The organism is Acinetobacter sp. Ac_3412 (genome assembly GCF_013072675.1).
GTDB classification, from domain to species: Bacteria; Pseudomonadota; Gammaproteobacteria; order Pseudomonadales; family Moraxellaceae; genus Acinetobacter; species Acinetobacter higginsii.
The window spans coordinates 61844-88559 of the sequence record NZ_LXUJ01000007.1; the positions used below are offsets into that span (position 1 = coordinate 61844).

Sequence of the window (26716 nt, forward strand, 5' to 3'; positions counted from 1 at the left end):
TAGATAGGGTTCGAAAATTACTTCAAACCCTATCTAAATAATTAGTATTTCCCTTTAAAATTCGCACTAATTCGTTGTTTTAGATATTCTTTGGCTGTATTGCTGGATATTTCTTTAGTGGGCTTTCAATCAGCACATCTTCATTCGCTTGGCAGAAGAAGGCTAGGCTATAACGTGCTACTTGATACTCATCTGCTTCTGGATTTTTGACTCGGTGGAAATTAGAAGGTAATTGATCACCACTCCAACGCATTAACATATCGCCAATATTACAGGTGATCACATCATCACTTGGAAGGTTGCTCATTTTAATTTAGAATTCTCGATCCTATGAATATTCGCGTATCTTTATTATTTTCTAATTAAGATTTTTATATAAAACATAAATATTGATTTTCTATGTCAACAAAACGTTATGTAGCAAGAGAATTGCTTGAGCAGCACACAAAGCAAAAGAAGCAAGAAAAATTAGAACAAAGACGTTTGGCGCACGAACAACGAGCTAAAGAAAAAAGACAGGCGAAAATACATATTAGCCTTTTGATTATTGTATTTATTTTACCGTTATTTTTATTTCCAGCATATCCACGCAATCAGTGGCAGTATGAGATTTATCGTTATATCACAGAGCAGATGTTGATTACGGTAGGGACTAAAGGTCCATTGCCATTTTTTACTATTCTTTCAAGTATTTATTATACGATTGTAACCTCTGTTTTCGGAGGTTATTTGTGCTTCTTATTCATTAAGAGAGTCGGCGTGAGCAAGGCGTTTCAGGAAAAAATTTATAGTAAATTTTTTCAGGCCGAGTTTAAAGCATCGGAGAAATATCCATGGTTGGAAAAACCATTAATTAAAAAAACAATAGTTTCAGGTATATTTTTCTTATTCCTCTTAATCGGCATCCTACATTTTCTACATGATGAAATTTCCTTTCAGGATGGTAGCCGTAGAGGTGCACTCATCCAGTTAAGTTATAATTATCGAATTGGCGTAATTTTTTGGGAAGCATGTATTAGCACTATTACGATCTTTCCATTTTTCTATTTTGGTTTTTTATTCATTTATCTTGTTAACTATTTTTTCAGAGGTTTAGGTACGGGAAAAATCAATATTCCCCAAAAAGCGGTACCTAAAAGAACCAAGAAGAGATCACGGAAAAGATCATAAACGGAAAAAATAAATCGATATTTTTGAAGAGTAGACAGAGACGATTTGCCTCTGTCTACAATGAATCAACGATTAGTATTTCCCTTTAAAATTCGCACTGATGCGTTGTTTTAGATATTCCTTCGCTGTAATTGCTGGATATTTCTTTTGGGGGCTTTCAATTAGCACATCTTCATTTGCTTGGCAGAAGAACGCCAGACTATAACGTGCTCCTTGGTATTCATCTGCTTCTGGATTTTTGACTCGGTGGAAATTAGAAGGTAATTGATCATCACTCCAACGCATTAACATATCGCCGATATTACAAGTGATCACATCATCTCGTGGTTCGATACTGGTCCATTGTTGCTGTTCCATATCTTTACCTGGACACACTTGCAGACCACCTTGACCATTACGTTGAAACAATAAGGTTAAACAATCAAAATCGGTATGTGCACCTGCACGCCATAGACCTAATTGATCTTTCAGAGCAGGATCAATAGCATAGTAATGCAACATTCTTAAAGTGCTTTGATAGCTGTCTTGTTCAGGATCATGAGCAAGGCTAAAAAAGTTATCTGCAAAACCCAGTTTATAAGCAAAACAGGAGAGTATTTTCATACCCACGTGCCAACACGCTTGTTCAAATTCAAGCATGGTATTTTTAAAGTCAGGCAGCTCTTGCTCGGTTGGATAAAGTCCATCCATACGTGGGCGAGTGATTTGGTAGGATTCTTTCTGGTCTGGAGTACTGGTCGATGGACGAACTTGAGCCTTACTTTCCCAACCTGCATTTCGATTAAGTGGGTAGCGTGCTTTGACCGGTTCAGGCAGATCAAAAAAATGTTGTGTCATGTCAAATGCAGTTTGAATCTGCTCAAGTGGAATACCATGATGCGAGATCTGAAAGAAACCAATATCAGTGGCAGCAGTCCAGAGTTGTTCCGCAATCTCATATTTACGTTGTTCAAAGTTAGATAAATCAATCACTCGAACTTCTCGTTCAAAGGTTTCTTGACCCAAAGCTCCCATACGAGCTTCTTTTTGCAGTTCTTCTAAGCTGTAGTCTTGTTCAGCTAATGCAGTCATATTGGCGCTATTCATATTTCCAACCTCATCTTTTGGATAAACCGTGACCCAATCAAATAGATTGAAATAGACGGGGTCACATTCAAAAAAGAGCCGCACTTTTTCCATAAGAAAAAGCTTATAAAAAAAGTGAGCTGATTTCTGAGCAATGACCCACATAGCAGCCGATGTGACTGACTATGCTGAACGCTTCTACTCTGACAGAAAGAATGAAGCACTTTTTGTGCCAGTTTATAAAGTGAAATAGGTCAATATGAGGAGAAACACTGCAATTTCTTGTGAAAATGTTGAAAATCAAACAACAGTGGACTTTAATCTGTCTAAAGATGGCACTGAATTAAATGACTTTTAGAAGGGATGTTGTCATATGAGCAATTTATCTCACCAACGTCAGTGATCACTCATTGAATAACAGAGTGTTCCCGCTGAAGATTTTCGATTTTTACTCTCTTTTGATGGAATAAACGACCAATGACCACTTTGCCCTCCCTTATGCCAGAGTCCCAGTTTTGGGCATTGATGACAAAAGTAGATCATCCATTGCTATTGTCTGGACAAGATGTTGCAAGCTTACTTCCACTCAAATCCACATTGAGCAATCTGCATCCCGATGAGATTGTTGGCTTTGCGTTACGGTTGACAGAGCGATTGGAGAAGTTGCTGATAGCATCGCGTGCAAGACGAGGTCCCTTTGGCGATGATGCGCTGCTTTATGCTGCCTGTTATGCGATTGCACGAGGACAGGCGTGGTTCGAGGCATCACTGCGCTGGCCGAGGATATTCGACGATAGAGTTAATCCTGAGTTGAATTGGTGTGAATCTCTGCTGTATGTGGGTGGGCAAGCTTGGAGTCTAGCGACTGGTGGCAAAAAGGATGATTTTCCAGTTTGGACGCTGGAAGATGGATTACAGCCTTTTGTGAACAAGATGCCCATGATGGAAATGAGTATAGAAAATCGTGCCTTAGCAACCGCCACATGGGACAATTTTGTCGTCTATGCTCACTTCGAACAGCACCCCGCCATTGAGCGGACGGTAGAATTTGACTCGGAAGTTCGAGTGACATTTACCGACTTGTTGGATGATTATTTTTGGTGCTTGCTGGACTTAGGTGATTACCTTGGCTTGGTCGATGAAACAGGTCAAAGCTTTCAGATACTGCACGATGCAAGCAAGAATCTATACTGGGCTGAGGTTCCGTACGAAGCTGAGCGAGCTTCTTATGGGCAAGAGTTTTCAAGAGAAGAGATATTGGCTTTGCTCAATCAATTACCAAGGTATTTCAGTACAGGGATGTTCAATTGCCCGCAAAAATTGGTCTGGGACGAATAAGGTTGTCGTAAATATTTAGGATACGATTTGAATGATACAGGAAAAGAGGTAAATGATTCGGCTTATGCATCAAGCTAATTACTGTCTTGGTCAATGAATTAACTCAATATAATTCTTTCACAAAAGATTTATTGAAACCTCAGCACCTCGAGAGTGCATCTGCACTTACTTAACGCACCATTAAACTGCACTCAAAATACAAGACTCAATGCAGTTGATTCATCTAAAAACAACTAATAATAAATCTAACGTATAGAATTACTATAAAAATCAAGATCAAATCAATCTTGGCATAGAGCTTGCTAAATCATGATTGAGTATAAGCGGTCAGTATGTTGCAAGCATACGGGACATTGCTCTACAGCGTTTGCTGTTCCTCTTTTGGGGACAAAGCCAATTGATTTGGCTTTGAGAGAAATGTGTAGCTTATACATTGATTGACCCCCTAAAAAGAATAGCAAGATGAATCTATACAGATTTAGGGGTCTTAATATGAATATTCAGCACTATGTGGGCAAAGGGCGACGTACTGTTATCGCGGGCGTGCTATTGGGACTAGGCACAGTTCTTAGCTCAACCAGTTTTGCAGCCGATAAACTGGTTTTACAAACCACTTGGTTTGCACAAGCCGAGCAAGGGGGATATTACCAAGCACTGGCACAAGGAATTTATAAAAAATACGGGCTTGATGTCGATATTAAAATTGGTGGGCCACAAGTCAATAACATGACCTTATTATTGTCAAAACGTGCCGACATTATTATTAATTATGACCTACAGGTTTTAAAAGGCATTGAAAGCAACTTTCCCATCAAAGCGGTAGCAGCACCATTCCAGTTTGATCCACAAGGCGTGCTTACTCACAGCGATGTAAAGTCTTTGGCCGATCTTAAAGGAAAAACTATTCTTGTTTCGACCAGCGGACAAGCAAGTTGGTGGCCTTGGTTAAAAGGCAAATATAAATTAGATGCTGCACAGGCACGCCCTTATACCTTCAATATGCAGCCATTCTTAGCAGGCAAAAATGTAGTCCAGCAAGCCTATGCCACCTCAGAAGTCTTTCAGGCGAAAAAAGCAGAACCTTCGAGCAATTTCTTTTTATTTGCTGATGCGGGTTATCCAGCCTATGGCGGCATTTTAGTGACCCGCAATGATGTGATTCAAAACAAACCTGATGTGCTGCGCCGTTTTGTCCAAGCTTCGATGGAGGGATGGAAAAACTATTTAGCAGACCCACGTTTGGGCAATAGCATCATTAAAAAAGAAAATCCGAATATGAATGATGAATTACTGACTTTTGCGGTCGGGCAAATGCGCAAATTAAAATTGATTGATGGTGGAGATGCCAAGACCCAAGGCATTGGCGTGATGACGGATGCACGTTGGAAAGCAACGCGAGATTTTATGGTGAACGCAGGTTTACTCAAAGCTCAAACCAATTGGAAAACCGCTTATACCACGCAGTTTGTTAAAGCTGCCAAATAACCTGAGATACTTTCCTTAGAAGGAAGTCATGGTGAAAGGGTTAACAAAATAGGGCACTCGCACGAAGGGGAAACCACATGAATTCTGCTTTACCAATTGATACGCCAATACATGAATCTTCAACCTTTATCACGCCGATGATTATGGCTAGAGGGGTTGAAAAAACCTATCCCAATGGGACCAATGCCTTACAGCGACTGGATTTAAATATTGCCTGTGGTGAAATTGTGTCATTACTGGGACCGTCAGGCTGCGGTAAAAGTACCTTACTAAAAATGTTTGCCGATCTGGAACAGCCTTCAGCAGGTTTGGTGCGCTGGAATGGCAAGGCTGAAATGCAGTCCCAATGCAAAATGGCCATGGTATTTCAGGAAGCAACACTAATGCCCTGGGCCAATATCGAAGACAATGTACGTTTACCTTTGGATTTACAGCATATTGCCAAATCAACCAGTACGCCCAAAGTCCAAGCTGCTTTAAAAGCCGTTGGTTTAGAAAAATTCGGCACCGCTTATCCGCGTGAACTTTCTGGGGGGATGCAAATGCGTGCCTCTTTGGCCAGAGCCTTAGTGACAGAACCTGATCTATTGTTGATGGATGAACCTTTTGGCGCATTGGATGAGTTTACCCGCCATAAACTGGATAGTGATATTCGTCAATTATGGTCAGAACGAGATCTTACAGTGGTGTTTGTGACCCATAGTATTTATGAAGCGGTGTATCTGTCTTCACGGGTCATTGTGATGGGTGCACGACCAGGACGTGTGGTGGCGGATCTGAATATTAAAGGGCCTTATCAACGCGATGAGTCTTTCCGAAGTTCAGACATCTTTATTCAACAATGTTCGCATCTATCGCAATTATTGGCTGAGGCAAGCGGAGGGCATGCTCATGATTAAACCATTGCTACAACATCCAACCGTACAACGTATTGCCGCGCCATTGGGACTCGGTTTGATCTTCCTGCTGTTTTGGCAACTGAGTTTTCAACAACTTGAAGTCCCTGTTTATGTCGTACCTAAACCCAGTGATATTGTGATGGCACTGATTAATCAGTCCAGTGTGCTATTCGGTAGTTTATGGGTGACTTTAAAAATCACTTTATTGGCTTTTGTCTGCGCCGTAATGATTGGCACATTGATCGCTTTTGTATTTGTACAAAGTCGTGTGCTCGAAGCCTGTTTTATGCCGTATGCCATTTTATTTCAGGTCACACCGATTGTCGCGATTGCACCTCTAGTCATCATCTGGATTCAAAATACCACTTTGGCATTGGTAGTGTGTGCCATGTTAGTTGCGGTTTTTCCAATACTGACCAATACCACCTTGGGTCTGCGTAGTGTCAATAAAGGCTTGCTCAATCTTTTTCAAATCAATAAAGCCAGTCGCTGGCAGATTTTAATGCGTTTACGTGTGCCGAATGCTTTGCCTTATTTCTTTGGTGGCTTACGGATTTCCTGTGGCTTGGCACTGATCGGCGCTGTGGTTTCCGAGTTTGTTGCAGGTGCGGGTGGCACCAGTGCGGGCTTGGCTTATCAAATTTTACAAGCAGGTTTTCAGTTGGATTTACCCTTAATGTTTGCTGCATTATTTCTGATTACTTGCACGGGGTTGGGCTTATTTGTGGTGATGTCTTTATTAAGCCAGTTCTTTTTAAGCAAATGGCATGAGAGTGAACAAGTATGAGTTCGAAGCAACTAAATCAAAGCTATTTAATTCAAAATGCGCATGCCATTTTGACAGGCTTAACTGGGGATGCAGAACGTTGTTCATCCACTGATATCCGCATCCAATCAGGTAAAATTACTGAAATAGGGCGGTTAAGCGTTCAGCCGAATGAACAAGTTGTTAATGCTCAAGATTGTGTGATCTACCCAGCATGGGTAAATACCCATCACCATTTATTTCAATCTTTATTAAAGGGTGAGCCACAAGGTTTAAATCAAAACCTGACCTCATGGCTTGCCAGTACGCCGTATCGGTTCCGTGGCGCATTTGATGAAAGCACTTTTCGGATTGCTGTACGTATTGGCTTGATTGAATTATTACGTTCAGGTTGTGCAACGGTAGCAGATCATCATTATTTATATTGGCCGCAGATGCCGTTTGATGGTGCTGCAATTTTATTTGATGAAGCTGAAAAACTGGGTATGCGCTTTGTGCTATGTCGTGGTGGTGCAACCTTAACGCGTGGTTTGGAAAGTGAGCTACCTCAAGCCCTGCGTCCTGAGAAGTTTGAAGACTATATGTTGGATATTGAGCGTTTGGTGAAGCACTATCATCAGCCAGAATCAGATGCTTTTCGAAAAATCGTGATGGCACCGACTTCAACCTTGCATTCGATCACAGCGCAGCAATTGCGCGAAAGTGCCAGAATTGCCAGACAATTGGGGATTCGGATGCATAGCCATTTATCTGAAACAGTGGATTATTTGGATGCAGCTAGAGCCAAGTTTGGCATGACCCCAGTCCAGTTCTGTGCCGAGCAGGATTGGATTGGCAGTGATGTCTGGTTTGCGCATTTAGTGAAATTATTACCCGAAGAAACTCAGTTGTTAGGTCAGACCAAAACAGGTATTGCGCATTGTCCGCAGAGTAATGCTCGTTTGGGTAGTGGCATTGCCGATCTTGTTGCTCTGGAACAAGCCGGTATGACCATTTCGATTGGGGTAGATGGTGCGGGTTCCAATGAAGCCGCAGATATGTTGTCTGAAACCCATGCTGCTTGGTTATTACAACGAGCCAGAAAGGGGATGTTGGCGACACCACAATATGAGGGTGGGCAATTTGAAGGTGGTGCAGATGCTGCCCGTATTGAGGATGTGATCCGTTGGGGAACAGTGGGTGGGGCCAAGATTTTAGGGCTTGATCAAGTCGGGACAATTGAGGTGGGGCAACAGGCTGACTTGGTTATTTATCAGTTAGATGATCCTCGTTATTTTGGCTTGCATGATATGTCGATTGGGCCTGTGGCAAGTGGCGGACGAGCGCATATTAAGGCGATGTTTGTAGCAGGGAAAATGGTGATGGAAAATGATCAGATTCCTGATCTGGATATGATGGAGTTGGCTTGGCAAGCCAAGCAATCGGTAAAGCTGTTACAACAGCGGAGTATGGAAATGGCGAAAATAGCCTAAGCTATATTAGTTCACGAATATCTGATAGTGGTTTATTTTTCAATATACATTGTCAGATAATGAGTGAAATCAACTATATAACTTCCCTGAAATTCTAGCTTTTTGTTTTTATAGATTATTTCACACACTTCTTCAGTTTTAACACAAAGAAATTAGAAATCCTGCAGCACTAAATTTATTGTTTACATTGAAAAGTTGTTCTAGTGAGACGTTAAACACAAATAAGTTTTGTCCAAGTGGTTTTAAAGAATTTTTTCCGAAAGTTTTAGTAATAAAATCCCACAGAGTACAATCATTTATTGAGAATAAGAGTTGATTTTGAGTGAAATAATTTACAGGATAAATCATTCGTGGTTGTTGAATAATATTGTGATGTACGGTGTACCAAGAGAAATTAGACTTTTCATTTTTATGTACTTTATATGTTCCTGCATTGAATAAGTAGGAGATCCCAGCTAGAGCTGATTCGGTACTGGTTTGAAAGGCATAATTTGCTTCAGACGCTATGATTAATTGCCTCAGACTTTCCTGAATAATGTCAGCATACTTTTGAGGGATATGTAGGTTAATGTGAGGATGAATAACATGCTTTTCATCTTGTATATAAGCAAAATATCCTTCTAGGTCTTTAAGGTCTTGTGTTGTTCCCATACTAAAAGAAAGAATCTCTCCAGAGCGGATTCCTATTTCTAAATTTTTGAGGCTAATAGATTTTGCTTTATGGTCTTTAGGGTGGTTGGCTTTGTTTGATTCTAATAAGTATAGATAATGAAATTTAGATGTCTTTATACCTATAGTTTGTTCGATCTCACAAAGTATTTCGTAGAGTTTTAATAGCTTGGAGTTCTTATATCCATAAATAAATAAGTTCAAGTGCATCATATATTTCCATGCTTTCAGGTTATGTATTTAGGTCTACCATCCATGACCCACCTACGATATCTTTCATCAATATGGCTTGCCAGTTTGTCGTAATTTTCTCAAGTATCAGTGACTCTATACACGTTATTCGTATCTACTGAAAAGCTAAGCAAGTAGTCATCAATATATCGACTATCATTATTTAATCCTTCGTAATACGCCAAAGCAAAAGCATTACCTTCTTCGTTAAAATCATTGTCAGTGAGCTTTTCATCAAGTTCATCAATGAGAAAATGTGCTCCTGTAATTTGTTTTGTCTTTAGATGCTCAATTGCATCTTGTGAATCTTCCATTAATTCTTCACTAGCAAAGTTGTGAAAAAGCATCCATGTTAAAAACATTCCAATATGGGTTGCTCCTGCCTTTTGTGGAAGATCGGCAGGGAAGTCTCCTCCATAATGCCAAGAAGCATCGTCATATTTCATGATTCATATCTCCAAAAACTGCGTCCTTACTCACCATTCAAATAATGATACTGATTTAAATTTTAGTTTTATCGTAGTTAGTTATTTTCCATTTGAGCATTAAGAAATGTCGAATAAACGCATCTCGTCGATTCGTAATCAGGTCATAAAATTGTATCAGTTCAAAGATGGGAAAATTCTTCCGAATAACCCATTTTATTTAACAGAATGGGCTAATTCGATTGAGTTGAGGAGTCCTTTAATTGCTTTACCAGTATTTACCGGCTAGATAAGACATTCAACATATTGCCAATAAACGCGGCCATCGTTGGCCCGATAGCATCATCAAGTGCGCACGAAGATTTCCACCCGCCGGTTCAACTGCCGGCCAGCAGGGTTGTCTTGGCCGCTGACCTCGTTGGGCGCTACTGGCTGCGACTCGCCGTAACCACGCGTGCTGGCGTTGGCTGCAGCGCCACGCTGGCGCAAGGCCATACCCACTGATTTGGCACGATGCTCGGACAAATTCAGATTGTAGGCGTCACTGCCCTTGGCATCGGTATGACCACGAATTTCGATTGCCTTGGCTGGCACTTTCTGCAAGGCCATGGCTAAGGTGTCCAGTACCTTGGCTGCGTCAGGACGGATATCCGATTTGTCGAAATCGAACAATACCTGATCATTGAGAGTGATGATGAACCCACATGGCACACCGGATGGAGCGAATTTTTTTAACGGCGGGAACTTGCCAGCTGGAGTGACCTTGGGAACTGGTGCCATTTTCACTTGACGTGCTGGTGTGCCAATGCTGCCATTGCCTTTACCGTCGTTGCTCACCAACCCGTGCGGACCGTTCCATGTACCGCTGCCGTCGGCGTTGATGGTGACGATGCCTTGCGGACCATTCCAACTGCCTGAACCATCACCTTGGTTGCGAATCACCCCGTGGTCGCCGTTCCAAGTGCCACCACCTTTGCCGTCCAGCACGATGATGCCGTACTTGCCGTTATACGTGCCCGAACCGTCGGCCTCGACCGAGATGATTCCATCGTCAGCGCCACCGTCGCCATTGCCGTTGATTGTGCCACTGCCATCTGCGTTGACGACGATGACGCCGCCTTCGTAGTTAGCGGTACCACTGCCGTCTGCGTCGATATGGAAGATGCCTTCATCACCGTTGCGCGACAGATTGCCTTACGCATCCATGCTGGTAATACCCGCATCGTTGACTAATGCGCCGTCGGTGGCACAGTTGGCGGGCTTGACACTGATGCCAGCCACTGGGTCAATGATATCTTGCATCGATGTTTCCAACGCTCGCTGGGCTGGGCCAATACCGATGATCTCTGGCACGACGATCTGTGGGATTACTGGGAAGTCGACATCCCCAGCGGACTTTGCTGCGACTTTGGTTGTTTTCGTCGTCGCATTGGCCTTTTCCTCGTCAGCCGAGGGTGACTTCGTGCAGGAGCACGCGAGCAATGCTATTCCAAGCACCATGAATCTGTTCATTGAAAACATGTCTAATCACTCTACTTATATGTTGACCGCATTTTGTTTTAATTGAGTCGCGTTAAGTCCTTCGAATACCTATCTTTGGCTACAAAAAACACGTGTACAACTAACAAGGCTATGTAGTTCTTTAATTAAGCTTATTCATTCGCTCTTGAGTGAAAGATAGGCAAATACCAGCACCGCTAGTCCGAAGAGGAGTCGCGCAATCCAAGGCGTGATCAGCCAAGCGCCGAGTGCCATGATGGTGCGGCTTAACACATGCGGTGATTGCAATGCTCTTGGCTCGGGTGTGTTATGTTGCGTCTGCAGAGGATAACCGCAATGCGGGCAGGAGTTGGCTTGGGTCGAAACCTGACGGCTGCATTCGGGGCATGAAATAAGCGCCATAAGCATTTTTCCTTTTTAATTTTTCCTATTTGGGCATTAAGAAATGTCGTATAAACGCATCTCCTCGATTCGCAATCAGGTCATAAAATTGTATCAGTTCAACGATTGGAAAATTCTTCCGAATAACCCATTTTATTTGACAGAATGGGCTAATTCGATTGAGTTGGGGGAGTTCTTTAATTGTTTTACCAGTATTTACAGGCTAGATAAGGCATTCAACATTTTACTAATTTTTTTTACGTTCAACGCTATAATGTAATTCAACCATACCTTCACCCATTTGATAAGCGGAGATCAATTTAAGTGTTGGAGCAAGTACTCTTCGGGGGAAAAGCGCTTTTCCTTTTGCAAGAGTAACCGAACCAATTTGTATAATGAGTTCATCAAGCAAATTTGCATCATAGAACTGACCCGCTAATTCGCCACCGCCTACAATCCAAATATTCTTATCCCCAATGATGGATTGTATTTCAGCATAAACAGGAGCGATGTCTCCTTGTACAAAATGGATATTTGCACCTTCAATCAAGGGCAGTTTACGGCTGGAAAATACCCAAGTTGGCTGAGTATAAGGCCAAGGAGAACCTGTTTCGGCAGCAACTTGCTCTGCGTTATTCAATATCCATTCATAAGTTGCCGATCCCATCACCAAAGCACCAACATTTGCAATAAACGTGGGATAACTTGAGTTATCTAGTTCGCCTAATGCAAATAACCATTCCAAAGAATCGTCTTCGGTCGCAATAAATCCATCTAGTGTACTCGCTGCAAAATATTGTACTTTCATCCTGATCATCTCCTTATTCTAAAGGAGTAGCTTAAAGCTTATTTTGTTTGGATAAATTGTTTAAATCGGATATACGACACATGATGACGCTTTAATAAAGCTAAGCTTGAAAAGGATGATGTGTATACCAATGCTCCGCAATCTGCTGACGGGTGCAAATCCAGACCCGATCATGATTTTGCACATAATCAAGGAAACGTTGTAATGCCTTAAAGCGGGCAGGACGTCCTAAAATTCGACAGTGCATACCAATCGAAAGCATCTTGGGTGAGGTTGCTCCCTCTGCATAGAGGACATCAAAAGCATCTTTTAGATATTCAAAAAAATCCTCACTGCGATTAAAACCAGTAGGAGATGCAAACTTCATATCATTGGTATCAAGTGTATAGGGAATAATTAAATGTGGACGGGTTGCACCCGCTGCATTGCTGAGTGTTGTCCAAAAAGGTAAGTCATCACCGTAATAATCGCTGTCATATTGCACCTGACCGTATTCCGCCAATAATTGACGGGTATTGGGGCTATCTCGGCCTGTATACCAACCTGTCGGCATTTCACCAAATAAATCTTTAAGGATGTGCATGGCTTCAGCCATATGCTGCTTTTCGGTTTCGACATCCATATTTTGATAATGAATCCAGCGTAAGCCATGCGAGACCACATCATAATGGTGCTGTTTAATCGCTTCGACCACCAATGGATTCCGTTGCAAAGCCATCGCCACAGCAAAAATGGTCATGGGCAATTGGCGTTTGGCAAATTCCTGCTGAATGCGCCAAAAACCGACCCGTGAGCCATATTCATAAATCGAGTCCATCGAAAGATGGCGTGCAGGATAACTTTCTGCGCCACTAATTTCAGACAAAAACTGCTCTGACCCTTCGTCGCCATGCAGGATATGCTTTTCACCCCCTTCTTCATAATTCAGCACAAATTGAACCGCGATTTTTGCTTGATTGGGCCATTGGGCATGGGGCGGTTGATCGGCATAACCGACCATATCTCGTGGATAATCTGCTGTTAAATGAGTGTCTGTATTGGGCCAAACCATAGCAATACCTAAATCGTGAAAAAGGTGAATCTTCACATCAACTTACCCGATTAAATCTTTGGGTGTCAAACACTATATTGATTTAAATCAATAGCTTGTGTGTTTTATTTTGGTGCAAAAATACCATGTTATTGATGAATATTCATTAGCATGCGCGATTTTAGTGCTTCCATCTCGATAATGATTTGATTCATCATGATTTGAGCAATCCGAGAAAGTTGCCGTTTTGGTGCAACACAAAGTGCGACCGTAATTGGATGTAGGCCATGGTCATTGATCGCTCTAAATTCAAATTCAGCATTTTCAATATAAGGGGCTGCATCCAGATAACTCATGATGCTGATACCTAAGTTTTGCCTAAGCAATGAAATCATCATATGGATATCGTTGCATTCGATGGTATGGCGTGGGTGAAAGTCCTGCTTTTTATATAAGGCCGTAACATGGTCATGAATAACCAAAGGCTCGGCAGGAATAATATGATTGAATTCCAGTGTATCGGAGAAGTAGATTTTTTCTTTATGGGCTAAAGGATGCTGTTTGGGAATCACGAAACCCAAGGGCATTTCAATAAAGGTGCTGATCTGCAATTGATGCTGATGTTTGGGATTCAGAATCAAGCCAAAGTCGAGTTCAGCATTGATCACCAGATCAGCGATACGATCACTGTCCAAGACACGAACCTTAAAATTAATCCACGGATATTGCTGAACAATAGACTGCATCACGGCACTGACAAAGCTTTCATTGAGTGCTGCAATCATCCCAAAATCAATTGAACCGCGTTGTATGCCTTGGATTTCATTCAAACGTTTCTGTGTGATTTGAAACTCTTTTTGCCAGCTGCGTAGATCGGCATAGAGTAATTCACCAGCCAAGGTCAGCTTGAGTCCACTGGGCAAACGTTCAAATAAAGCCACACCGAGTTCTTCTTCTGCCAAAACAATCTGCCGATGTACCGCGGAGACAGAAATAAACAGTTGATCGGCTGCTTTTCTTAAACTGCCTGTTTTGGCAACGGCAATAAAATAATCGGCAAAACGTGAAAATGGCAAGGCCATTGCAAACTCACTTGAGATAAAGCAGGTTTTAATACAAAAGCAATTTTAGTGCCTAGGCTGTTCTAATTTTTAGAATGATGCATATAAATCATTCTAATAGACGAGAATATTGATCTATTCCACACTGCTCATGAAGAGAAAAATCTTAAAAATGAGCACAGGATATGAACGCAATTCCATTCATCAATCTTCCAAATAAGCCATGTCATAGCCAATTTGATGATCAGGATTGGCAGATTCTTGCACAACATTGGTATCCCGTGGCACGTATTGAAGATGTGAGCAGTAAACCGCAGCAAGTCACCTTATTGGATATGAATCTGGCTTTGTATAAGACCGAAACAGGGCAGATTCACTTGGCTCGGGATATTTGCCCGCATCGCGGTGTGCCTTTGAGTAAAGGCTGGGTTGAGGGAGATACTTTGATTTGTCCTTATCATGGACTTCATTTTAATGAAGATGGCAAATGCTCTAAAATCCCAGCTCAGCCTGATTTAACTAAAATCTCAGAGCGCTTTTCGCTGACCAAGTTTCCCGTAGTTTTAAAATATGGACTGGTCTGGACCAGCATTTTGGGCAGAGATGAAAGTTTGGCAAACTTCCCTGTATTAGACACATGGGCACAGGAGGAGCATCAAGCCATTTTACCGCCTTCTGTGGATATTGCCGGTTCAAGCGGTCGTCAATTGGAAGGTTTTATTGATGTGGCACACTTTGCTTGGGTACATCATCAGGCCTTTGCCGATCGAGATAATCCTGTTGTACCTAAATATTCGACTGAACGTACTGAATATGGCTTGCATACAAACTACACCAGTAATGTCAGCAACTATCCGCATGGCATGCAACATTTAGCACCCGATGATTTTGTGTGGGAGCGGATCTTTGATGTTTATCCGCCATTTTCAGCAGTGCTAACCATTCACTTCCCGAATAACGGGGTACTTAAGATTTTAAATGCCTGCTGTCCCATCTCGCATAATAAAACTCGCTTATTTGTACCGTTAACCCGTAATTTCGATACCACGGGAGATTTACAGGCCGTCTATGATTTTAATGCGCAGATTTTTGCCGAAGATCAAGAGATGGTAGAGGCACAAAAGCCAGAAGAGTTACCCTTAGATATTGGTATGGAAGCACATTTTGAAGCAGACCGTTCTTCGACCATGTATCGCCGTATTTTGGCTGAATGGGGTTTAAGCAAAAGATATACGGTTTAGCTCGAATAAATTTGGGATATTTAAGAGATTAAAACGGAGTTGTTTATCTTCTATTAAACCTAAATTGTTTATTTGTATAGGCTTGTATATACAATTGCGCTAAATTCAATATACAATGAGTTATAGTATTTAGTATGAGTTTTAGCCAATGTCAAGAGCGACAAAGCAAAACGATTTAGATTTGTCCTTAGAAGAAGATAGTCCTGTTCCTTTGTATTTGCGTGTGAAACAAATGATTTCGCAAAAAATCTATGAAGGAACATGGACCGTCAATAAAAAAATTCCATCAGAAAGTGAATTGGTTAATTTACTCGGCTGTAGTCGCATGACCGTGAATCGTGCCTTGCGCGAACTCACCAGTGAAGGTTTGTTGGTGCGTATCCAAGGTGTTGGTTCTTTTGTTGCCGAAGGACAAGGGCGTACTGCTTTGTTTCATGTCAATAATATTGCCGAAGAAATCATTGCCCGAAATCATAAACATCATGCCGAAGTTTTGGTACTGGAACAGATTCAGGCCAATGCTGAACAAAGTATGCTGATGCAGATTCGAGAAGGGCAAAAGCTATTTCACTCGATCATCGTGCATTATGAAAATGATGTGCCTGTACAAATCGAAGATCGACTGGTTGATCCGATGTTGATTCCAGATTACTTGGCACAAGATTTTAAGTCCATCACACCAAATGCTTATTTAATGTCGAAAGCACCCGTGACTGAAGGGGAACATGTGGTGACAGCAATTCTTGCGTCAGCACAAGAATGTAAATGGCTGAAAATTAATAAGACCGAACCTTGTCTGTTGATTCGTCGCCGTACATGGTCGAATAAACAACTTATTTCCAGTGCACGTCTGATCTATCCAGGCAGTCGTTATTATCTGGAAGGTAAGTTTAGCCAATGATTCAACACTTAGACACGGCTGACTATAAACAGATGCTGTGGAAGAATGGTGCAGGTTATACCATTGAGCTTGCCAGAAGTGACGGTGACAGTCTGGATGCGTTTGATTGGCGTATTTCGATGGCGGATGTCAAAACTTCGGGTGATTTTTCCAAGTTTAATGGCATGCAGCGTATCCTCACGGTATTGGAAGGCACGAGCATCGTATTGAATATTGATGATGATTCCGAGCATCTGAAAACTTTAGAATCCGCTCAATTCAGTGGGGATAGCACAACCAGTTGTGAACTCAATGATGGGCCGATTCGGGATTTTAATCTGATTTATCATCCTGAAAAATGGCGTTCTCGCTATCAATGGATTTTTGAGTCAGCAAGCACTGAGATGTTCAGTTCAGCCGATCTGATTTTTATTTTTAATCAGAGTCCAGAACCATTAGAAATTGAAGTGAATCGGCAGGTTTTTTGTTTAGCACACCAGCAAAGTCTTAAAATCGAGCAGCAAAAAGCATTGAAAAAACTGGTTTTAAAATCTGAGCGTTTTAAGCAAGCTTGTCTGATCGAACTCACAAAAATCTAATTTTTTGCAAATTTCACGAAACACATATGACTTCAGGTTGTATGTGTTTTTTATTGCCGATCAAAAAATAAATCTATTTATTTCATAAGTTTGTAATTTATTTTCATAAAAGAATTGAAAAGCATCTTTTCAATATAAAAGTTTTGTGTAGTATATGGATGTATATACAAGTTAATACATTGCTATACAGTAAAGCAGGTTAATTTGCTGATTCAAACTCAATGGAAGGAGTCCGATTGTGACAACAACGACAACAAAATTTCGTGATGTAGAAATTCGCGCACCACGTGGTACAAAGCTCAATGCAAAAAGCTGGTTAACAGAAGCGCCTTTACGCATGCTGATGAACAACCTTGATCCTGATGTTGCAGAGAATCCAAAAGAGCTTGTTGTTTACGGTGGTATCGGTCGTGCTGCACGTAACTGGGAATGTTTTGACAAGATCGTTGAAACGCTAAAGAATTTAGAAACTGATGAAACCTTGTTGGTTCAATCTGGTAAGCCTGTGGGTGTGTTTAAAACCCATAAAGATGCACCGCGTGTTTTGATTGCAAACTCGAATCTTGTTCCACATTGGGGAACGTGGGAGCATTTCAATGAATTGGATGCGAAAGGTTTGGCAATGTATGGTCAGATGACAGCGGGTTCTTGGATTTATATTGGTAGCCAAGGCATTGTACAAGGTACCTATGAAACTTTTGTAGAAGCAGGTCGCCAACACTATAACGGTGATTTGACAGGTCGTTGGGTCTTGACTGCTGGTTTAGGTGGTATGGGCGGTGCACAACCTTTAGCTGCAACATTGGCAGGCGCATGCTCACTCAATATCGAATGCCAACAAACCAGTATCGATTTCCGTTTACGTACGCGTTATGTCGATGAGCAAGCAACTGATTTAGATGATGCTTTGGCGCGTATTGAAAAATATACCAAAGAAGGTAAGGCTGTTTCGATTGCATTACATGGCAATGCAGCAGAAATCTTACCTGAATTAGTCCGTCGTGGCGTACATCCAGATATGGTGACTGACCAAACCAGCGCACATGACCCATTAAATGGTTATTTACCAATTGGCTGGACATGGGAAGAGTACCGTCAGCGCGCTAAAACTGAGCCAGAAGTTGTTGTTAAAGCAGCGAAACAGTCGATGGCACAGCACGTTCAAGCGATGCTGGATTTCCAAAAAATGGGTGTTCCAACCTTTGACTACGGCAACAACATCCGTCAAATGGCACAAGATGAAGGCGTAGCAAATGCCTTTGATTTCCCAGGCTTTGTTCCAGCTTATATCCGCCCATTGTTCTGTCGCGGTGTTGGTCCATTCCGTTGGGCTGCACTTTCAGGTGATCCAGAAGATATTTATAAAACAGATGCCAAAGTAAAAGAACTCATTCCAGATGATGAACATTTACATCGCTGGTTAGATATGGCGCGTGAACGTATTAGCTTCCAAGGTTTACCAGCACGTATTTGCTGGGTGGGCTTAGGTTTACGTGCAAAACTCGGTTTGGCATTTAATGAAATGGTTCGTAGTGGTGAACTTTCAGCACCTATCGTGATTGGTCGTGATCACCTCGATTCAGGTTCAGTGTCTAGTCCAAACCGTGAAACAGAATCAATGAAAGATGGTTCAGATGCCGTATCTGACTGGCCGTTATTAAATGCCTTGCTCAACACTGCAGGCGGTGCGACTTGGGTGTCATTACATCACGGCGGTGGTGTAGGTATGGGCTTCTCGCAACACTCAGGTGTGGTGATCGTGTGTGATGGTACAGATGAGGCAGCAGCACGTATTGCACGTGTATTGACCAATGACCCTGCAACAGGGGTGATGCGTCATGCTGATGCAGGTTATGACATTGCGATTGATTGTGCCAAAGAGCAAGGCTTGAACTTGCCGATGATCACACAATAAACAGACAAGGACATTACGATGCTTTTTGCAATTGTGTAAGCAGCATCGTAAGCGAACAATAGAGTGCAAAACAGGACGCCAATAATGGAACTTCTAATTCAACCCGGCAAACTTAGCCTAGCAGATCTGCGCCACGCTTATTTAAATCCAATCAAAGTAAAACTCGATGAAAGCGCTTCTGCTGGCATCAATGCGAGTGTTGCTTGTGTCGAACAAATCGTCAATGAAGGCCGTACTGCTTACGGGATCAATACGGGTTTTGGTTTACTTGCATCAACTAAAATTGCACCAGAAGACCTAGAGCAATTACAGCGTTCTTTGGTGCTATCACACGCTGCTGGCGTGGGCGAGCCACTTGATGATGCGATGGTGCGTCTGATTATGTTGCTTAAAGCAAATAGTTTGGCACGTGGCTTTTCGGGTATTCGCCGTAAAGTGATCGATGCCATTCTTGCCTTAATCAATGCAGAAGTTTATCCACATATTCCATTAAAAGGTTCTGTTGGTGCTTCAGGCGACTTGGCACCATTAGCACATATGTCTTTGGTGTTATTAGGCGAAAGCAAAGCACGCTATAAAGGTGAATGGTTACCAGCGGTTGAAGCACTTAAAATTGCGGGTTTAGAGCCAATTTCTTTAGCTGCGAAAGAAGGTTTAGCACTTTTAAACGGGACACAAGTTTCTACAGCATATGCATTACGTGGTTTGTTTGAAGCAGAAGATTTATTTGCTGCTGCAACCGTATGTGGTGGTTTAAGTGTTGAAGCAATGTTGGGTTCACGTGCACCATTCGATGCGCGTATTCATGAAGTTCGTGGTCAACGTGGCCAAATTGACGTTGCTGCTGCATATCGTGACTTACTGACTGAATCAAGTGAAATTTCACATTCACATGAAGATTGTAGCAAGGTTCAAGACCCATACTCACTTCGTTGCCAACCTCAGGTGATGGGTGCGTGTTTGACTCAAATTCGTCAAGCTGCAGAAGTGTTAGCAATTGAATCAAATGCGGTATCTGATAACCCATTGGTCTTTGCTGCTGAAGGTGATGTGATTTCAGGTGGTAACTTCCATGCTGAACCAGTGGCTATGGCTGCGGACAACCTTGCATTGGCAATTGCCGAGATTGGTTCACTGTCAGAACGCCGTATTTCGATGATGATGGACCGTCATATGTCACAATTGCCACCATTCTTGGTTGCCAATGGTGGGGTCAACTCAGGCTTCATGATTGCTCAAGTAACAGCCGCTGCGTTAGCAAGTGACAATAAAGCACTTGCACATCCTGCCAGTGTTGATAGTTTACCGACCTCTGCAAATCAGGAAGACCATGTTTCTATGGCGCCGAATGCGGGCAAACGTTTGTGGTATATGGCTGACAACGTTCGCGGCATTCTTGCAGTTGAGTGGTTAGGGGCATGTCAGGGTCTTGATTTCCGTGAAGGTTTGAAGAGTTCTCCAAAACTTGAGCGTGCGCGTAAAGTGCTTCGTGACCAAGTGCCTTATTACAGTGAAGATCGTTTCTTTGCACCAGATATTGAGCAAGCGAGTGAATTGCTTGCAAGTGGCTGCTTGAACGAATTACTCATTCCACAGCTATTACCGAGTTTGTCTGAAGTGTGATCAATAAATCGGTCACATGGAGTGGCCGAATCTAACTAAATTTCCTCAAGGATTGGAGATTATAATGTCACAACACTCCACATTACAGCGGGGGTTAAACACCCGCCATATTCGTTTTTTGGCATTGGGTTCAGCCATTGGGACAGGACTCTTTTACGGTTCGGCAACAGCCATCAAAATGGCAGGTCCGTCTGTATTAATCGCATATATCGTTGCAGGGATTGCAATTTATATCGTGATGCGCGCATTGGGTGAGATGGCTGTACATAACCCAGTATCGGGTTCATTCAGTCACTATGCCTCACAATATATTGGTCCGCTTGCAGGTTTCACTACAGGGTGGACCTACGTTTTTGAAATGATCATTGTGGCTTTGGCCGACGTCACTGCCTTTGGGATTTATATGGGGTTTTGGTACCCCGATGTGCCGCGCTGGATCTGGATTCTGTCGCTGATTATGTTCCTTGGGGCAATTAATCTGATTCATGTCAAAGTATTTGGCGAACTGGAATTCTGGCTTTCGATTGTCAAAGTGACTGCGATCGTTGCGATGATTGTCGGTGGTTTAGGTTTAATGTTCTATGGTTTCCATGCGGATCATAGTGGTTTTACCACAGGCATTCAAAACTTGTGGATTCATGATGGTTTTATGCCAAATGGTATTGCCGGTTTAGTTGCCTGTTTATCTGTAGTGGTATTCGCGTTTGGTGGGATTGAAATTATCGGGATTACTGCAGGTGAATCACAAGATCCGAAAACTTCTATTCCTAAAGCGATTAATGCGGTGCCAGTACGTATTCTGTTGTTCTACGTGATGACGATTTTTGTACTGATGTCGATTTTCCCATGGAATCAAATTGGTAGCCAAGGTAGCCCATTTGTACAGATCTTTGAAAATCTTGGGATTGGATCTGCGGCGACTGTTCTCAATATCGTAGTGATTACTGCGGCGATCTCTGCGATCAATAGTGATGTATTTGGTGCTGGACGTATGCTGTATGGCATGTCGAATCGTGGACAAGCACCTCAAGTATTCCAAAAAATCTCCAAAAATGGTGTGCCTTGGATGACGGTTGTGGTGATGGCAGGGGTGTTATTGATCGGTGTGTTGCTGAACTATCTGATTCCTGAAAATGTATTCATCATTATTGCTTCAATTGCGACCTTTGCTACGGTTTGGGTGTGGCTCATGATTTTACTTTCTCAAGTTGCGATGCGTCGTAAGTTGTCTAAAGCAGAAATCAAAGCCCTCGATTTTCCAGTGATTGGCTGGCCATATGCCCCTGCATTTGCAATTGCATTCATGTTGTTTATTTTGGCGATGATGGGATATTTCCCAGACTCACGACCTGCAATTTATGTTGGCGCAACGTGGTTAGTTTTACTTTGGATTGCTTATACCATTTGGGTGAAGCCCAAGCAAAACACGGTAAAAGAAAATCAAAGCATGCAACAAAATATCGAAATGGAAAGTTAAATATCAAACTGCTCAGGTGTCATCCCGCCTGAGCAGTGAGAGGAACTGTGAATGAAAAAGCTTTGGAAAAACTGTCATATCGCCACCATGCAAAATGGGCAATATTCCAGTATTGAACATGCTGCAATGGTCACTTCAGGGCAGCATATCCACTGGATTGGAACATTTGAAGAGCTTCCTGCCGATGCTTATTCCGAAACCATCGATTTGAATGGCGCATGGATCACACCGGGGTTGATTGATTGTCATACCCATAGCGTGTTTGGTGGCAACCGTAGTGTTGAGTTTGAAAAACGTCTGCAAGGTGTCAGCTATGCTGAGATCGCGGCCAGCGGTGGTGGGATCGCCAGTACGGTTCGTGCTACGCGTGAAGCCAGTGAACAAGAGTTGCTTGCATCTGCTTTGAAACGAGTTCGCTGCTTGCTTAAAGATGGTGTCACTACCATTGAGATTAAGTCAGGTTACGGTCTGGATTATGCCAATGAGCGGAAAATGCTGCGTGTGATTCGTCAGATTGCAGAAACTTTGCCGATGACAGTTCGCAGTACCTGCTTGGCAGCACACGCGTTGCCACCTGAGTATAAAGATCAAAGCGATGCCTATATTGAGCATATCTGCAATGAAATGCTGCCAAAACTGCATCAAGAAGGTTTGGTTGATGCAGTGGATGCCTTTTGTGAATATTTGGCATTTTCGCCAGCTCAAGTCGAACGTCTATTTAAAACAGCCCTGTCTTTAAATCTTCCGATCAAGCTACACGCTGAGCAACTGTCTGCATTGGGCGGATCGAGTTTGGCTGCACGTTATCAAGCCTTATCGGCAGATCATTTGGAATTTATGACTGAGGATGATGTCAAGGCGATGGCAGCTGCTGGAACGGTGGCGGTGTTATTACCGGGTGCATTCTATTTCTTGAGAGAAACCAAATATCCACCTTTAGACAGTTTGCACCAACATGGTGTACGCATTGCGCTATCCAGTGATTTAAATCCAGGCACATCACCAGCCCTATCTTTACGCTTAATGATGAATATGGGCAGTACCTTATTCCGTCTAACACCTGAACAGACTTTGGCGGGTGTGACGACGCATGCGGCACATGCGTTGGGTCTGCAAGAGACTCACGGCACGTTAGAGACAGGTAAAGTTGCAGACTTTATTGCTTGGGATATTGAGCATCCATCTGAGATTGTTTATTGGTTGGGTGGCGACTTAGCAAAGCGGATTATTCAGCATGGTAATGAAATCTTAATCTAACAGTGAAGCTCATTTTTAAAGGACGCTAGACATAATGAATCATTCATTTACATGGCAGGGACGCAAAGATGGTGAGGGTGCTGAACACTTAAGGATTCACCAACTCGTCGATACCACGCCACGAGCTGATTATGCCCTCATTGGCTTTAGCTCGGATGAGGGTGTTAAGCGCAATAAAGGTCGATTGGGCGCAGCAGATGCACCTGACAGTATTCGCGCGCAATTGGCTAATTTACCCGTGCATCAACCAGTCACGATTGCTGATATTGGCACAGTGGTATGTGACGGCTCAAAACTGGAACAAGCACAGGCTGAATTGGCTGAACAAGTTGAAAGAAGCCTCAAACAGGGTATGAAGCCGATCGTGTTAGGCGGTGGTCATGAAGTGGCTTTTGGTAGCTTCTCAGGTCTGTTTCAATATCTGCAAAATAATGAGCCGAATAAGAAGATCGGCATTATCAATTTTGATGCACATTTCGACCTGCGTGAAGCTGAACAGGTGACTTCTGGCACACCTTTTTTAAATGCAGCAAAACTGTCTGAACAGCATCAACAAGAATTTAATTATTTGTGCATTGGCGTAGCGAAACATTCAAACACCAAGGTTTTATTTGAAACCGCAGATCTGCTGAATTGTACTTATATTTACGATTATGAGTTGCAGCAACAAAATGTTGAAACTTTAATCGAAAAGTTGACAGCTTTTACCGGAAAAGTTGACTATTTGTATATTACAGTTGATCTTGATGTATTTAGTGCTAGCATTGCGCCAGGTGTAAGCGCACCTGCGGTTAAAGGGATTGATTTATCCGTCTTTGACCCATTACTAGAGGCCATTAAGGAAACCGGAAAGATTAAAGTTTTTGATGTGGCGGAATGTAATCCACGGTTTGATTTGGATAGTAGAACTGCCAAATTAGCCGCTTATATAATTTTTAACTACATATTTGATTGATGGATCATGTGAATTCATCAAAAGGTTAAAACATGTCTAATTTATCTTATGTCTCTCAAAATGACGGTCCATGGGCAACTTATCTTGAACAGATCGAGCGTGTTGCTCCATATCTAGATGGTTTAGAAGACTATGTGGACACATTGAAGCGCCCAAAACGTGCTTTGATTGTCGACGTGCCAATTGTTATGGACGATGGCACAATTCGTCATTTTGAAGGTTATCGTGTGCAACACAACTTGTCACGTGGTCCGGGTAAAGGCGGTATTCGCTATCACCCAGATGTAGATTTAAATGAAGTAATGGCTCTTTCAGCATGGATGACAATTAAAACTGCGGTGGTAAATTTACCATTCGGCGGTGCAAAAGGTGGCATCCGTGTTGACCCGCGTCAACTTTCACCACGTGAATTAGAACGTTTAACACGTCGCTATACCAGTGAAATCAGCCATATCATTGGCCCACAAAAAGATATCCCTGCACCAGACGTGGGTACCAATCCAAACGTGATGGGTTGGATCATGGATACTTATTCATCTGGTCAAGGTCATACTGTTACAGGTGTTGTAACGGGTAAACCAGTCCATCTTGGTGGTTCTCTTGGTCGTATTAAAGCGACAGGCCGTGGTGTATTCATCACAGGTCAACAAGTTGCTGAAAAAATCAAATTACCTTTAGAAGGCGCGAAAATCGCAGTTCAAGGTTTTGGTAACGTAGGTAGCGAAGCTGCATATTTGTTTGCAGACTCGAAATCGATCATCGTGACGATTCAAGATCACACAGGTACGATTTTCAACCCTGAAGGGATCGATCTTGCTGCATTAAAAACTCACATGGAAACTCACCAAGGTGTGGGTGGCTTTGCTGGTGCGCAAGTGATCAGTGATGAAGAGTTCTGGAATGTAGAGATGGATATTTTGATCCCTGCTGCATTGGAAAGCCAAATCACAGTTGAACGTGCTCAAAAATTAACTGCGAAGTTAGTGCTTGAAGGCGCGAACGGCCCAACATTCCCTGAAGCGGATGATGTTTTAGTTCAACGTGGTATCACTGTTGTACCTGACGTGATCTGTAATGCGGGTGGTGTAACCGTATCTTACTTTGAATGGGTTCAAGATATGTCGAGCTACTTCTGGTCTGAAGAAGAAATTAATGAAAGACTGGATAAGTTGATGATTCAAGCCATTAACGATGTATGGCACAAATCAAGCGAAAAAGAATGTACTTTACGTACAGCAGCCTTCATTTTAGGTTGTGAGCGTATCTTAAAAGCACGTAAAGAGCGTGGTATTTTCCCAGGCTAATTTTAGCTGTGCTTTTGAAACGACCTTAAGGTGTAAACTTTAAGGTCGTTTTTTATTGTTCAGTGCATTCCAGATTTTAGGTCATTCTTGATTCCCTTATACTATACTGGTATTACTAATATATTTATGTAAATAATCATCCTTTGTTTGAAAAAATATATCAAAACTCGCACTCATCATCTGATCTATTTGGGCTTGTTTTTTAAATATTGTTTTTAACTGTTCGAGATAATAATTTATCCATTCATTTTTATTATTAAAATAGTAACAAGGTTTTAGATTGGCATATAATGTTTTGAATTCAGTCCTAATATGTAAAATATCTGGATTGAAGAACCATAATATAATTTCATTGACTTGGAATTTTTCTAAGCGATATTCATCATTCTTGTTTGGCTGTATTGTATAAAGCTGAGCCCCTGATGGTGTGCTCTTGGAATACATTATTTTTGTCGTTGTTATTTGGAAGTGTTTTGCTTCTAATTCTCTCATAAGCATTGATATTTTAAGACATTTTGGTAGGTCTTTGATATTCGATTTTGATAACTTTATAAAGAATTCAACTGCACGAGATATAACAGTCATTTCACCCGAACCCACTATAATCCCATTTTTCCATGCATATAGTTTAGGTGTTTGATCTGAATGAATTTTATAATCAACGGTTGCACTTCTATTATCTGTAGCAACAATAATACTGTCTTGTAATTGAATGGCTATAATAAAAGTCATACGATGAATTTTAACTGTGGTAGATAATATTATTGTATTATTTTGGAGAGTTGTGTCAAATAAAGGGATGTTTATGGCTGGTGGGTCTCAAATAATTATTAATACAGATGGAATTACTTTTATTACCCCTGCAAAATTTGAAGCAAAAGCAGGGCAACATAAATTCGTTGGTGGGCAGAAGGTTTCTGTTCAACTTCCCAGATTAGCTGTGGTGGATCAACCCTATATTCTTCAATATTTGGTGAAGAATAAAGACAACATTCCATTGGCAAATAAGCCGTATCTCATGATTGACCAAGCGGGAAATTTGCAAAAAGGTATCACAAGCGCCGAGGGTTTAATGAAACTCACGACAACACCGTCAGCTCAAAATTTGATTACGCATGTGATGGTGAGTGAAGTGGAAGAAGCACAAGAAGCGGGAGAAGAATAG

Annotated in this window: 24 protein-coding genes and 2 pseudogenes; 16 read left to right on the forward strand and 10 right to left on the reverse strand. The window is 42.0% G+C overall.

Annotated features, from left to right (window positions below):
- Window positions 1-41 precede the first annotated feature (41 nt).
- A pseudogene (locus A7P54_RS03715) lies at window positions 42-289 on the reverse strand (2OG-Fe(II) oxygenase family protein); the annotation flags it as partial.
- Between the two features lie 110 nt (window positions 290-399).
- On the opposite strand from A7P54_RS03715, the gene A7P54_RS03720 reads away from it, so the two are divergent.
- Complete coding sequence (locus A7P54_RS03720) at window positions 400-1170, forward strand: hypothetical protein (RefSeq protein WP_005204569.1); 771 nt, start codon at window positions 400-402, stop codon at window positions 1168-1170.
- 72 nt (window positions 1171-1242) lie between these two features.
- Here A7P54_RS03720 and A7P54_RS03725 read toward each other — a convergent pair whose 3' ends face one another.
- A complete protein-coding gene (locus A7P54_RS03725) occupies window positions 1243-2256 on the reverse strand; it encodes an isopenicillin N synthase family oxygenase (protein WP_171549192.1) in 1014 nt (337 codons plus the stop codon).
- A gap of 456 nt (window positions 2257-2712) precedes the next feature.
- Here A7P54_RS03725 and A7P54_RS03730 point away from each other — a divergent pair, with 456 nt between their 5' ends.
- The 5 genes from A7P54_RS03730 (at window position 2713) to A7P54_RS03750 (ending at window position 8195) form a co-directional block, all read left to right on the forward strand.
- A complete protein-coding gene (locus A7P54_RS03730) occupies window positions 2713-3573 on the forward strand; it encodes a DUF4240 domain-containing protein (protein WP_171548696.1) in 861 nt (286 codons plus the stop codon).
- A gap of 492 nt (window positions 3574-4065) precedes the next feature.
- Window positions 4066-5058, forward strand: coding sequence for an ABC transporter substrate-binding protein (locus tag A7P54_RS03735; RefSeq protein WP_171548697.1), 993 nt, complete (start codon window positions 4066-4068; stop codon window positions 5056-5058).
- 77 nt (window positions 5059-5135) lie between these two features.
- Window positions 5136-5957, forward strand: a complete 822-nt coding sequence (locus A7P54_RS03740) for an ABC transporter ATP-binding protein (protein ID WP_171548698.1) — start codon at window positions 5136-5138, stop codon at window positions 5955-5957.
- Complete coding sequence (locus A7P54_RS03745) at window positions 5950-6744, forward strand: ABC transporter permease (protein WP_004806223.1); 795 nt, start codon at window positions 5950-5952, stop codon at window positions 6742-6744. The genes A7P54_RS03740 and A7P54_RS03745 overlap by 8 nt, the downstream gene beginning before the upstream one ends.
- The gene (locus A7P54_RS03750) at window positions 6741-8195 is read left to right on the forward strand and encodes an amidohydrolase family protein (RefSeq protein ID WP_171548699.1); all 1455 of its coding nucleotides are present in this window, start codon (window positions 6741-6743) and stop codon (window positions 8193-8195) included. The genes A7P54_RS03745 and A7P54_RS03750 overlap by 4 nt, the downstream gene beginning before the upstream one ends.
- 138 nt (window positions 8196-8333) lie before the next feature.
- Here A7P54_RS03750 and A7P54_RS03755 read toward each other — a convergent pair whose 3' ends face one another.
- The 7 genes and pseudogenes from A7P54_RS03755 to A7P54_RS03785 all read right to left on the reverse strand — a co-directional run bounded on the left by A7P54_RS03755 (window position 8334) and on the right by A7P54_RS03785 (window position 14321).
- Window positions 8334-9074: a hypothetical protein gene (locus A7P54_RS03755; RefSeq protein ID WP_171548700.1), complete on the reverse strand. Its 741-nt coding sequence runs from the start codon at window positions 9072-9074 to the stop codon at window positions 8334-8336.
- Window positions 9075-9175: 101 nt separating this feature from the next.
- Complete coding sequence (locus tag A7P54_RS03760; RefSeq protein ID WP_252728587.1) at window positions 9176-9541, reverse strand: hypothetical protein; 366 nt, start codon at window positions 9539-9541, stop codon at window positions 9176-9178.
- A 324-nt stretch (window positions 9542-9865) separates the two neighbouring features.
- A pseudogene (locus A7P54_RS19055) lies at window positions 9866-11041 on the reverse strand (OmpA family protein).
- Between the two features lie 135 nt (window positions 11042-11176).
- Window positions 11177-11422, reverse strand: coding sequence for a zinc ribbon domain-containing protein (locus tag A7P54_RS03770; protein WP_005312984.1), 246 nt, complete (start codon window positions 11420-11422; stop codon window positions 11177-11179).
- Between the two features lie 226 nt (window positions 11423-11648).
- A complete protein-coding gene (locus tag A7P54_RS03775) occupies window positions 11649-12209 on the reverse strand; it encodes a dihydrofolate reductase family protein (protein ID WP_171548701.1) in 561 nt (186 codons plus the stop codon).
- A gap of 100 nt (window positions 12210-12309) precedes the next feature.
- Window positions 12310-13260: an allantoinase PuuE gene (puuE, locus tag A7P54_RS03780; RefSeq protein ID WP_171548702.1), complete on the reverse strand. Its 951-nt coding sequence runs from the start codon at window positions 13258-13260 to the stop codon at window positions 12310-12312.
- Window positions 13261-13388: 128 nt separating this feature from the next.
- Entirely contained in the window at window positions 13389-14321 is a 933-nt protein-coding gene (locus tag A7P54_RS03785; protein ID WP_171548703.1) for a LysR family transcriptional regulator, read from the reverse strand.
- A gap of 164 nt (window positions 14322-14485) precedes the next feature.
- Here A7P54_RS03785 and A7P54_RS03790 point away from each other — a divergent pair, with 164 nt between their 5' ends.
- From A7P54_RS03790 to A7P54_RS03830, 9 genes are all read left to right on the forward strand, one after another.
- Complete coding sequence (locus tag A7P54_RS03790; RefSeq protein WP_171548704.1) at window positions 14486-15541, forward strand: aromatic ring-hydroxylating dioxygenase subunit alpha; 1056 nt, start codon at window positions 14486-14488, stop codon at window positions 15539-15541.
- A 148-nt stretch (window positions 15542-15689) separates the two neighbouring features.
- The gene (hutC, locus tag A7P54_RS03795; RefSeq protein WP_101236395.1) at window positions 15690-16442 is read left to right on the forward strand and encodes a histidine utilization repressor; all 753 of its coding nucleotides are present in this window, start codon (window positions 15690-15692) and stop codon (window positions 16440-16442) included.
- Complete coding sequence (locus A7P54_RS03800) at window positions 16439-17020, forward strand: HutD family protein (RefSeq protein ID WP_171548705.1); 582 nt, start codon at window positions 16439-16441, stop codon at window positions 17018-17020. Before hutC ends, A7P54_RS03800 begins: the two co-directional genes overlap by 4 nt.
- 238 nt (window positions 17021-17258) lie before the next feature.
- The gene (gene hutU, locus A7P54_RS03805) at window positions 17259-18935 is read left to right on the forward strand and encodes a urocanate hydratase (protein WP_005204526.1); all 1677 of its coding nucleotides are present in this window, start codon (window positions 17259-17261) and stop codon (window positions 18933-18935) included.
- An 84-nt stretch (window positions 18936-19019) separates the two neighbouring features.
- On the forward strand, window positions 19020-20558 hold the full coding sequence (hutH, locus tag A7P54_RS03810; RefSeq protein ID WP_159883088.1) for a histidine ammonia-lyase: 1539 nt from the start codon (window positions 19020-19022) through the stop codon (window positions 20556-20558).
- A gap of 64 nt (window positions 20559-20622) precedes the next feature.
- Window positions 20623-22035 carry an amino acid permease gene (locus tag A7P54_RS03815; protein ID WP_005212992.1) on the forward strand — a complete coding sequence of 471 codons (1413 nt, stop codon included), beginning with the start codon at window positions 20623-20625 and terminating at the stop codon, window positions 22033-22035.
- A gap of 51 nt (window positions 22036-22086) precedes the next feature.
- On the forward strand, window positions 22087-23292 hold the full coding sequence (gene hutI / locus A7P54_RS03820; protein ID WP_171548706.1) for an imidazolonepropionase: 1206 nt from the start codon (window positions 22087-22089) through the stop codon (window positions 23290-23292).
- Window positions 23293-23326: 34 nt separating this feature from the next.
- Window positions 23327-24247 carry a formimidoylglutamase gene (hutG, locus tag A7P54_RS03825; protein WP_171548707.1) on the forward strand — a complete coding sequence of 307 codons (921 nt, stop codon included), beginning with the start codon at window positions 23327-23329 and terminating at the stop codon, window positions 24245-24247.
- Window positions 24248-24279: 32 nt separating this feature from the next.
- Window positions 24280-25551: a Glu/Leu/Phe/Val dehydrogenase gene (locus tag A7P54_RS03830; RefSeq protein ID WP_171548708.1), complete on the forward strand. Its 1272-nt coding sequence runs from the start codon at window positions 24280-24282 to the stop codon at window positions 25549-25551.
- A gap of 96 nt (window positions 25552-25647) precedes the next feature.
- Here the strand turns inward: A7P54_RS03830 and A7P54_RS03835 are convergent, their stop codons facing one another.
- The gene (locus tag A7P54_RS03835) at window positions 25648-26283 is read right to left on the reverse strand and encodes a hypothetical protein (protein WP_171548709.1); all 636 of its coding nucleotides are present in this window, start codon (window positions 26281-26283) and stop codon (window positions 25648-25650) included.
- A 73-nt stretch (window positions 26284-26356) separates the two neighbouring features.
- Between A7P54_RS03835 and A7P54_RS03840 the strand changes: the two genes are divergently transcribed.
- Complete coding sequence (locus A7P54_RS03840; RefSeq protein ID WP_005313002.1) at window positions 26357-26716, forward strand: hypothetical protein; 360 nt, start codon at window positions 26357-26359, stop codon at window positions 26714-26716.

Excerpts from the sequence above, each read along its gene's own strand:
- A7P54_RS03720 (WP_005204569.1), top strand. The coding sequence starts at position 400 with ATGTCAACAAAACGTTATGTAGCAAGAGAATTGCTTGAGCAGCACACA.
- A7P54_RS03725 (WP_171549192.1), bottom strand. The coding sequence starts at position 2,256 with ATGAATAGCGCCAATATGACTGCATTAGCTGAACAAGACTACAGCTTA.
- A7P54_RS03730 (WP_171548696.1), top strand. The coding sequence starts at position 2,713 with ATGACCACTTTGCCCTCCCTTATGCCAGAGTCCCAGTTTTGGGCATTG.
- A7P54_RS03735 (WP_171548697.1), top strand. The coding sequence starts at position 4,066 with ATGAATATTCAGCACTATGTGGGCAAAGGGCGACGTACTGTTATCGCG.
- A7P54_RS03740 (WP_171548698.1), top strand. The coding sequence starts at position 5,136 with ATGAATTCTGCTTTACCAATTGATACGCCAATACATGAATCTTCAACC.
- A7P54_RS03745 (WP_004806223.1), top strand. The coding sequence starts at position 5,950 with ATGATTAAACCATTGCTACAACATCCAACCGTACAACGTATTGCCGCG.
- A7P54_RS03750 (WP_171548699.1), top strand. The coding sequence starts at position 6,741 with ATGAGTTCGAAGCAACTAAATCAAAGCTATTTAATTCAAAATGCGCAT.
- A7P54_RS03755 (WP_171548700.1), bottom strand. The coding sequence starts at position 9,074 with ATGCACTTGAACTTATTTATTTATGGATATAAGAACTCCAAGCTATTA.
- A7P54_RS03760 (WP_252728587.1), bottom strand. The coding sequence starts at position 9,541 with ATGAAATATGACGATGCTTCTTGGCATTATGGAGGAGACTTCCCTGCC.
- A7P54_RS03770 (WP_005312984.1), bottom strand. The coding sequence starts at position 11,422 with ATGGCGCTTATTTCATGCCCCGAATGCAGCCGTCAGGTTTCGACCCAA.
- A7P54_RS03775 (WP_171548701.1), bottom strand. The coding sequence starts at position 12,209 with ATGAAAGTACAATATTTTGCAGCGAGTACACTAGATGGATTTATTGCG.
- puuE (WP_171548702.1), bottom strand. The coding sequence starts at position 13,260 with ATGGTTTGGCCCAATACAGACACTCATTTAACAGCAGATTATCCACGA.
- A7P54_RS03785 (WP_171548703.1), bottom strand. The coding sequence starts at position 14,321 with ATGGCCTTGCCATTTTCACGTTTTGCCGATTATTTTATTGCCGTTGCC.
- A7P54_RS03790 (WP_171548704.1), top strand. The coding sequence starts at position 14,486 with ATGAACGCAATTCCATTCATCAATCTTCCAAATAAGCCATGTCATAGC.
- hutC (WP_101236395.1), top strand. The coding sequence starts at position 15,690 with ATGTCAAGAGCGACAAAGCAAAACGATTTAGATTTGTCCTTAGAAGAA.
- A7P54_RS03800 (WP_171548705.1), top strand. The coding sequence starts at position 16,439 with ATGATTCAACACTTAGACACGGCTGACTATAAACAGATGCTGTGGAAG.
- hutH (WP_159883088.1), top strand. The coding sequence starts at position 19,020 with ATGGAACTTCTAATTCAACCCGGCAAACTTAGCCTAGCAGATCTGCGC.
- A7P54_RS03815 (WP_005212992.1), top strand. The coding sequence starts at position 20,623 with ATGTCACAACACTCCACATTACAGCGGGGGTTAAACACCCGCCATATT.
- hutI (WP_171548706.1), top strand. The coding sequence starts at position 22,087 with ATGAAAAAGCTTTGGAAAAACTGTCATATCGCCACCATGCAAAATGGG.
- hutG (WP_171548707.1), top strand. The coding sequence starts at position 23,327 with ATGAATCATTCATTTACATGGCAGGGACGCAAAGATGGTGAGGGTGCT.
- A7P54_RS03830 (WP_171548708.1), top strand. The coding sequence starts at position 24,280 with ATGTCTAATTTATCTTATGTCTCTCAAAATGACGGTCCATGGGCAACT.
- A7P54_RS03835 (WP_171548709.1), bottom strand. The coding sequence starts at position 26,283 with ATGACTTTTATTATAGCCATTCAATTACAAGACAGTATTATTGTTGCT.
- A7P54_RS03840 (WP_005313002.1), top strand. The coding sequence starts at position 26,357 with ATGGCTGGTGGGTCTCAAATAATTATTAATACAGATGGAATTACTTTT.